We start from the raw sequence: 8,634 nt of genomic DNA, 5'->3' as shown, positions 1-8,634 counted from the left end.
AGCCATGCCGACTCCCAGTGATAATATCCTCGATTCCCAAAGTGTATAAACAACGGACAACGCTTCAGAACGGCGTATTGATGGGAGAAAAAGGTCTTAACTGTCATAGTCTAACAGACACACAAGGTCATCTTTTGCACGCTAAAGTCTCTAGGAAGCCCATATTGATCATACGGCTGGAGCCCTATGTTTCAAGAAACCCCAAGGCTTAAGGATGTTTGCGCGAATTTCGCTAAAAGTGTCTTAAAGCATACACTTTAGATATCGGCGCGCCTGACTCAAGGGGGGGGGCTTATTTTGGTAAAAAGATGGCACGTGGAGCGCACATTGTCTTGGATTAATCACTTTTCCAGACGCTTCAAAGAGTATGAACTTTTTATCTTGATGGCAGATTTTGAGACAAGCTTCTTTGGGTTTGGCGCTATCCACACCATTAAAGCATGTTTCCCACCCAGCTTTAGGTATTTCTATAGAGATGGCTTCTCTCTTATTGGGGTACTAGTCACGAACCTAAGGGAGAACTAAATATTTGTATGGAGAGCTTTGGCGCTTCCAAGGCCTGTGCACCCCTCTTTGAAGCGTTTTTGTTTTTGCGCGTGCCATCACTAAAACAATTAAAAAAAAATCCAAGATAACAATGAAGCGGATACACCTCAATACCCTTTAGGTTTAGAAAGATAGTACTATATTTTTAATAAACTTCTTGAAAAAATATTTTTATATGCCATAGTGATTTGATAAGTATTGTATTCGTTGATTGACATGAAAAAATTAAAATATACAGTCCTATTTCTCTTTTTTGGAATTCGTATTTTACAAGATAGTGTCTATGCTGTCTTTACGCGTAATACGTGGAAGAAGCAGGGTGTTCAGGAAAATCCAGAGACTCTTAGAGCAAAATGTGAGAAGCAGGGTGCGCAGGAAAATCCAGAGACTCTGAGAGAAAAATGTGAGAATCAGATTGTTCAGGACAATGGGGAGGATCTTAAAAAAAAATTTAATTCTCTAAGCGCAGCCCACAGCACACTTTTAAATACGGCTAAAGATACTCAACAAAAACTGAATCGCAGCTTTATTCAGGGGATTCATCGTAGCCTAACTAAATTTGTTTCAGATTGTGCAGAATTTCCTGAAGTATTTACAAATCACTATAAAATTATTGTAAGAAGAATAGAGTTAATGGCTAAAAATTATTGTATTTTTAATCTTGGAAAAGAAGACTCTAAATTCTATGAAGCAATATTCTGTCTAAACCCAAGGATTGGAGCTTTGACAAAAGAACGATACAACAAAATTAAAGAAGCGCTTCTCGAACAGATGAAAAAGTTAAAAAATACTTTAAAGAAGTATGAAAAAGCTACTCAAAAAAAAGACCTCAATGCGCTTGGCAGTAAAATCCAAACTACCGTAAGAGCACTTCAAAAAGGGGGTGCAGTGCTTAAAGCGAAAAATAGTTTGCTTCAAAAAATCCTTATAAAATATGATAATAAGGATGGTTTAACCTATAGGGATAGGCAACATATGCGAGACCTTAAAGTAGAGAAGACAGAAAATACGGCTTATATTGAACAAATCAACCTTTTAATTCAACTAGGAAGGCAAGGTAAAGGTAGCAAGCAAGATCTTCAAAGGCGTAGTATCTTACGCAAAGAACAAGCTCCATATTTCATTGAGAGAGCGCTAGAACATATGGAAGCATGTATTAAAGAATTTATAAAGGTTAAAAAGTATTATAAAGTGTTTGAGAGCGATCTTGATTGTATGGGTGTTTTTCTAGTTTTTGTAGAGCCCTTATTGGATCTCAAAGAGCATAAACTATTTCTTCAAAGGGAATTTGAAAAATTCACTCATGATATCAAAGTGTTTACCGAGAGTAACAGTGAATTTTACGAAACGAAAAAAGATAGAATCACAAGACAAAATGACTTGATATACAATGAGATTAGTGACGAACAAAGGCAGAAATATGGCAAAAAAATTCAAAATATGGCACTTTTAACAGCCAAAAAGGATGCTTTTTTTGTTCGTGAACAATCAGAGTTAAAAAAAATTGAGGACTTTGCTTTAAAAAAATATAATAACTACCTTTATTCCTTAGAAAATCAGTTTATCTTTGAAAAGCAATTGAGTAAATTTATTGATAAGGAGATAGTGAAAAAAGTTCAAGACAAAGTGAAGAAGCAGAAAGTGAGAAAACAAAAAGTCAAGCCAGAGGAATGGAGGAATAGAGTAGAGCGCTTTTTTGACGAAAGTTCTATACAACGGACAGACGAAAGTTTACAGGAATCCTCTCAATACTATACACCGTTCTTAAGTGAGAGCTTATTTCCTAAAGTTAGACCCGTCTTAAGGGATAAAGGTCATGAGATACAAAACTTTTGAGTTATACTTTTTTCACAGTGATTTGATGATTTAAGCTATTATAGGTTACATTGATCTTGTAACTAAGAAGCTCAGTCCTAACGTTGAAAGCTAGCGTTTACAAATGTTCAGATTGAAATAACGATCAATACAAGGTGCTGCTTAATATTACGAAGCACTCTCCTATAAGGGAGCTTATTTTTAATTTTTATATATTAAATTTCAAGATCCTGAATAATGGTAGGGATTTCTTTCAAAGCTTCCAATACCGAAGCAGTATATTTTGAAGTTTGGAGGCTTTCTTCCGGTATCATCACTAAACTCATTTTAGGGAAGCTGCAATAGAAAAATAAAATAGGTACACTTTAATAACTTGAAAATTTAGTGAAATAAAGATAAATTTTTTAATCTTTGCTTCATACAGAAGCGTAATAAAAAAGATTAAATTTATAATAAGTTAGTATTTTTTTTAATGAAAATGTATGCGAAGCTTAAAAGTAGTACATGCAATACTGTTACTTTTTACTGGAACGATTGTTTCAAAAAATAGAGTTCATGATGTTTATACATCGTCACTTAAATAAAAATAGAGATCAGCATTAAGTTGAACAAAATAGTCAGTATAATTTTGAGCTAAAACGTAAACTTAACTTTTTAATAAAGATGTATAAAAATTGTGTATGTAAGGTTAAAATTTAGCACGAAACACTTAAGCCTACCTTATTTAATAGATTTTATCGAAGTTTAACTAAAATGCTTTCAGATTTTTAAGAGTTCCCTGAAACGCTTCAATGGAAACGCGAAAGTACTTTGAAAAGAATCAAGATAATAGCCTAGATCGTAAATCATAAGTGCATTAAGAGTTTTTCTAAAACGAAGTTGACCATGTTAATATCTTTCTCAGATCCGATTTTGGAAGGATATTCAAAAAAATGTTATAAAAAAATTCACATAAATATCTATAATAAGAAAAAAATTCAAAATAGTTTTAAAAATATATCCATAATTCAACTTCAAACTTTAGTTCAACAATTCAGAGTAATAAAAAATTTTTTCAAAACCATTGCGCAGCGCTTAAAGCAAAAAATGTTCGAATCCAAAAAATTGTTGCACAGGATGGGTTCTAACGCCTTATGATGCTCTTAAGCAAGATATAAACCCTCTTCACAGGGAGAGTGGAGAAAATGAAGATACTATTCGAACAATCAAGCTCTGATTCAGAACGGGAGAATAGGGATATAGCCAAATAATGATAAAATGGTTATAATAAAAGATACGTAAAGATGTCGTATGCATCAGAGTTTCGTCGTAAAAGTTGAGGAATTAAGAAGGGGGAAAGCTATGAGGATCAGGTAGACGTTTTGGAATGGGTAAGCAAACGATAGAGGGAGTACGCGTTTAGAACCGAAATTCGTGCGCTCTAAGCCCGAAAAAACAATAGACATGGACTGTTTAGAACACGATATCACGATAGATCCCTTGATGCTTATCCACCAGAGCGCTTTGGAGTTAGCGCTGTTGGCATTTTGAAAGCCCTGAGACGTCTTGGGGTTTGCTATAAAAAATCCAAAGTCGGATCCAGAAAAAAGATCTGTATTGTGCCAAAAGCATGATAAATTAACCAAAAAAGTTGATGAACGTGAAATTGCTCATGATATGTCAAGAATTCACGAGTATTCTGTAAAAGAGAAGCCTTGTTACGGAAAAAAAAGAGTTGGAGTGCCAAAAGTAAACCAAATACTCTATGCGCTTGAATGAGTTCTACTTTAGAGCTCATTAGATTGTGTACGAGTTCTGTAGAGGTATTGACTTGTTGGCTAGAGGAAAGGGTACTTACCAATATCCCAGAAAACCGTGGTAGTGTCATGGATAATGCTGCCTTCCATCAAGGGAAAGCGAGTCAGCAAATGAATTAAGGGTGCTGATCATACTTGACTTGACCTACCTCCTTATTCTTCTGACCTTAATCCCATTGCGAAATAATGGGCTCACGCTACACGGATACGACGTTCTACAACGTGTTGAATTGAGGCGCCATTTTCTATAACCGTTCTATAGTTAGCTGATTATAGAGACAGAAAAAATTTTAAAGATCCGTCGTCCTTTGCGTGAAAACAAGCGCCGTATATGCTTGATAGATCTCTGAAAGATATAGAGACCAATATTGCAACTTTTATAAACACTAAAAAGTATTTTGAATATTTTAGGGGTTACCTAAGGAGATATATGCTTCCTTGATAATGAAAAGACCATATTTAAATCAGACACATTGCTAACTTTTCCTTCGAGACTCTTGTGCATTCACGCAAGGTTTAATGGAAAACCTTGCGAAGTATTACAATAAATTTTATAAAAAGAAAAATTCTGAAGTAAAATTGTTAGCGGGATCTCCTAAGCAAAAATGTCTAACACATAAGCGATATATGGTGGATAATTATGAATATTTTTTGAATCTGGATTTAGTCTTTGGCAAGAAACCTAAAAAATTTTTCTTAAATCAGTTCTTAAGGTCCCAGAGTTCAGAAGATACAGAATTTTTTATTGATACTTTCTAAACAGCGATTTAGTAATGTTTCTAAGTTTGTAGCGATTACAGAGTATGTCTTGGGAAAGAACGATATTGGTGCGTATGTTTTAGATTATGTAGTATCTGTATAGAAAAGATCTGTATAGAAAAGATATTGACAAGGGGGGCGGATATGATTTACCTTCTCAAACACTATAGTTTTTTAGGGTAGTATGATGGTAAGTTCAAAAATAAAGTACCTATTAATGACGTTAATTTTTGGAATTTTTTTTTCACACGCTGAAATACGCGCTACAGGCGGTAAGAGTAAGACAGGAAAGAAAAGTGATGTGTCTCGACTTGCTCAGGATTTTATTGTAACACGTACTAGAAGTAATGGAACAGAAGTTCAGCTTCCTTCACTGAGTTCCGCCCTCTTTTCTCAGAACTTCCCGTTTCCTCTGATTCAGGGAGTTTCATCACCACATTTTTTAGATGTTATATGGAGTCCGGTTTGGCTCCAATTTTGCAATATTCGCTCGGAATGTTGTTTATTAACAGAAAAAATAATTTCAGAAGATTGGAAGGAAGTTACTAATTTTGTGGTATTAAAAATTTTTCCTTACGTTCGTCAAAAGCGTTTAGTAGAGTTTGGAAAAGCTTTGGCAGCTTATATCTGTAGCACATTGAATATAAGTGACCAACGTAAGAGTGATCAGTTTAGAAGAGATATTGAAGGAAGCCTAGGAGTAAGCTTTTATGATTTTTTTACTCAAGATTACGATTTTGATAGGGAGAATTTTTCTGCTTTATTTCCTACCAGTGCTAACGAAGCTGAAATACAGCGTGAGGCAAATTATCTTAAAGAAAAATATAAAAGTCCAAAATTTGTAAAAAAAACTAGAAAAGCAATGAAAGTACTACTGGATGAACGAAAAAATTCAGATCAAGAATTGGTTATAAAAAAAGTATTTGAAGAAGTATTTGGAGATGGATTTTTTTTAAAAAAATTCCCCAAGAAAAATAATAAAACACAGAATGATTCAGGTACTGTAAAAGAAAGGAAGCTAGCCCCTTTTCTTAAATGTATTGAACATATCGTGAACGATTTGAGAGAGACAGATGTAAAGCAGCGAGAGGAGAGTTTTTTTCAAGCAATCCATTCTTTGAAAAGGATATTTCCCAGCGCTCGTACCGCTCAAGCTCACACGATTCAAAGTTCTTTTCCTATAATGAAACAGGAGCTTGAGACTCGGGCTATATTAGGTCGCACTCAAAAGGATTGGGTTAATCAGGCCATGAAAAATTTGGAAAGTGTAGAGCATTTATTAGATGAAATAACTCAAAAAGACTGGTTTAATCAAGCTATGGCGAATTTGGAACAATCTTCAGAACTTACACTGTCTCACTTTCCTTTTACACCTAAGAAATCCATTCTAAAAAATCTAGAAAGCTTCGTGCAACAAATTCAGGATCGAGTTGAGAAAATTTGTACTCGTGGTTTTTTTGAGATTAAAGCGTACGGAAAAGTAACGGCCACTGCTCGATGTGCGCAAGATATGGCGTTGCTGAAAGTCTATGCCCATGATCCCATTATTGCTTCTAGTATAGCAATGATTAATATTTTGGCTCGCCCCGAAAAATTTAGACTTTCTGCACTGGAATCACCAGGGCAATTACCGCTTAGAAACGCCCTGGAAATTATAGTACCTTCTACGCCCTTCGCGCGGAATCCTCTTAATTTGAAATTTGTCGACGCAGGACTGCACGCTCAAAGAATATTTTATGAGATTCAAGTTACGCGAGAAGCAAGTAATTTGATTGAAGATGCATTAATAGCTGTCTTTCCTTTTCTTCAGGAAGCTTTTATGAAGCGTATTCTTGAGAGTCAAGGAGCCAAGGGAGCCAAGGAGTGGGGTGATCAGATTGGACGAGCATTCGATCAAGTAACGAATACACACATTGCATTGGTTCAATTGCTCGATTCAGGAAATTTTTTAGATGCTCAGACATTGTCTCTTCAAGATGCGTCCAACATTGTTACACTTCAAGAAATTTTATTAAATCCAATGGCTGAGGAAATACAACAGTGGGATGAAATGATTTTGGTGCAAAAAGTTCTTGCTGCTTTATTTTCCCATACGGAAACAGTACGAATTAGTTATTTTCAGAAAAAAACTGAAGATGCTGTAAACACTTTCCTGCAAGCGGCACGTACTGTGTTACCTGAGGCTCAAAAAGTTTCGAACTTGTTGAGTGAGGCTCAAGTCACGCTTACGGAAGATGCACTAAACCTTATTTTCCAGGCTAGAAATATTTTATTGAGTCTAGAGTCTAAAATTCCAGAGGTGCATTTTTCTATATTTTCTGACGCACGCACGACTCTAAATGAATTTTATCAGGCAGTCAAGACTACTTGTGAATTAGAAGTCAAAGAGCAGTACATTATCCAGACTTTAATTTCTAGAGATTGTACTGTGCCTGTTTATCAGGGTAAAGGTCTAGAAGTTGACTTTCAAAATCACTAAAAGCTCAGAATCTGTATTCATGGATAAAAGGAGGAAGTATAGTAAAGCTAGGAGATAATAAGCACGCGTGATCCAAAGGATTGAATAGATCATGAATAAGAGCTAATTAAAGATCATTTTGAATAGGGCAAGTATGGTAATACAAGTAAACACGAAAAGAAACAGCGTGTTAATGGAGTAGTTTACATAATAAAGAGCGGCTGCCAATAGCGAATACTTTCTAAAGATTGTCCGCCATACTCCACGCTACATTCGTTTTATCGAATCTTCAGGATCAAAAGAATATGGGAAAAAGTACTGAGCCCGCTTGTCAAGATAAGGTGGATCAAGGCTGGTGGAAGTGAAGACCCAAGCTATCACAAGATTGATTTACACAGTGTCAAAACTACTCGGGCTTGTGAACAATGCGGCATTGGCGGAGGAAAAAAAGGACGTAAACGCCATCGTGTTGTGAATATACAAGGCACTCTAGTACACGGTACTGTTCATGACGCTAATCACAGTAGGGGGGTGCAATGTTTTTTAAGAGGCTCTGCAAAATATCCGACACTCAAAAGCGTTTTCGTCGATGCCGGGTATGGAAAAACCATGCTCAAGTTTGTGGGAAAGGTTCTTAACAAGACAATTAAAATTTCATAACCCCAGGATGAGCGGTATTCGCCAAAAGATAGGTCGTTGAATGAACTTTGGCTTGGCTCAATCATTATCCAAGCTTGCCTAAAGCGTACGAAATGGCTCTAGCAGCTGTCGAAAATAGGGTGATGATCGCTCATTCTATACGCTTGTTAAGGTGGATCGCTCATCCATAAATACAGGCTCTAACTTTTTTTCTTGGATTAATATGACTCTCTGCTGTATATCGTATCCAAAATCTATCAATTGTTGATTCAGTAAGTTTGAGTAGATTAATTAATAAGCGCTGACGATGACCCTTTTCTATAAAACGTATTAATTTTTTTATAAGTTTATACTATAGTAAATTACTTTGAAATAAGTGTAAAAAGATATTATAGTACTTTAGCTTAAAAATAAAATTAGATATACTATGTAATGATCAGAAAATAGTACAAAGATAATAAAGCCTAGAGTAAAAAAAAGGAATAGAACACATCAATCTAGGTCATGATGAAAAGACGCGCACAGTAATCGTTATGGTGCGTAAAAATAGAGTAAGTACAGGGTGAAATATGCTACAAAGAAGAAGTCATCAAGCCTAAAGCCCCTGTAGGCAGCACAGGA

6 protein-coding genes are annotated in these 8,634 nt (G+C 35.5%); all 6 read left to right on the top strand.

The window, feature by feature from the left end:
* The coding region (locus HCUR_RS09275) for a hypothetical protein (protein ID WP_207760959.1) at positions 1 to 212 on the top strand (212 nt) is incomplete at its 5' end.
* Between the two features lie 1,105 nt (positions 213 to 1,317).
* The gene (locus HCUR_RS06130; RefSeq protein ID WP_129591948.1) at positions 1,318 to 2,382 is read left to right on the top strand and encodes a hypothetical protein; all 1,065 of its coding nucleotides are present in this window, start codon (positions 1,318 to 1,320) and stop codon (positions 2,380 to 2,382) included.
* Between the two features lie 1,575 nt (positions 2,383 to 3,957).
* Complete coding sequence (locus HCUR_RS06120; RefSeq protein ID WP_207760958.1) at positions 3,958 to 4,119, top strand: hypothetical protein; 162 nt, start codon at positions 3,958 to 3,960, stop codon at positions 4,117 to 4,119.
* Positions 4,116 to 4,277 (top strand): hypothetical protein, encoded by a 162-nt coding sequence (locus tag HCUR_RS08775; RefSeq protein ID WP_165780822.1) that lies wholly within the window; start codon positions 4,116 to 4,118, stop codon positions 4,275 to 4,277. The genes HCUR_RS06120 and HCUR_RS08775 overlap by 4 nt, the downstream gene beginning before the upstream one ends.
* Before the next feature lie 856 nt (positions 4,278 to 5,133).
* Positions 5,134 to 7,395, top strand: coding sequence for a hypothetical protein (locus HCUR_RS06110; RefSeq protein ID WP_104207209.1), 2,262 nt, complete (start codon positions 5,134 to 5,136; stop codon positions 7,393 to 7,395).
* Positions 7,396 to 7,845: 450 nt separating this feature from the next.
* On the top strand, positions 7,846 to 8,034 hold the full coding sequence (locus tag HCUR_RS06105) for a hypothetical protein (protein ID WP_243397302.1): 189 nt from the start codon (positions 7,846 to 7,848) through the stop codon (positions 8,032 to 8,034).
* The last annotated feature ends 600 nt before the right edge of the window (positions 8,035 to 8,634 follow it).

This window comes from Holospora curviuscula (genome assembly GCF_002930195.1).
Taxonomy (GTDB): domain Bacteria; phylum Pseudomonadota; class Alphaproteobacteria; order Holosporales; family Holosporaceae; genus Holospora; species Holospora curviuscula.
Note: the sequence above shows the minus strand (reverse complement) of the source record. Positions and strands in the feature narration are given on the sequence as shown.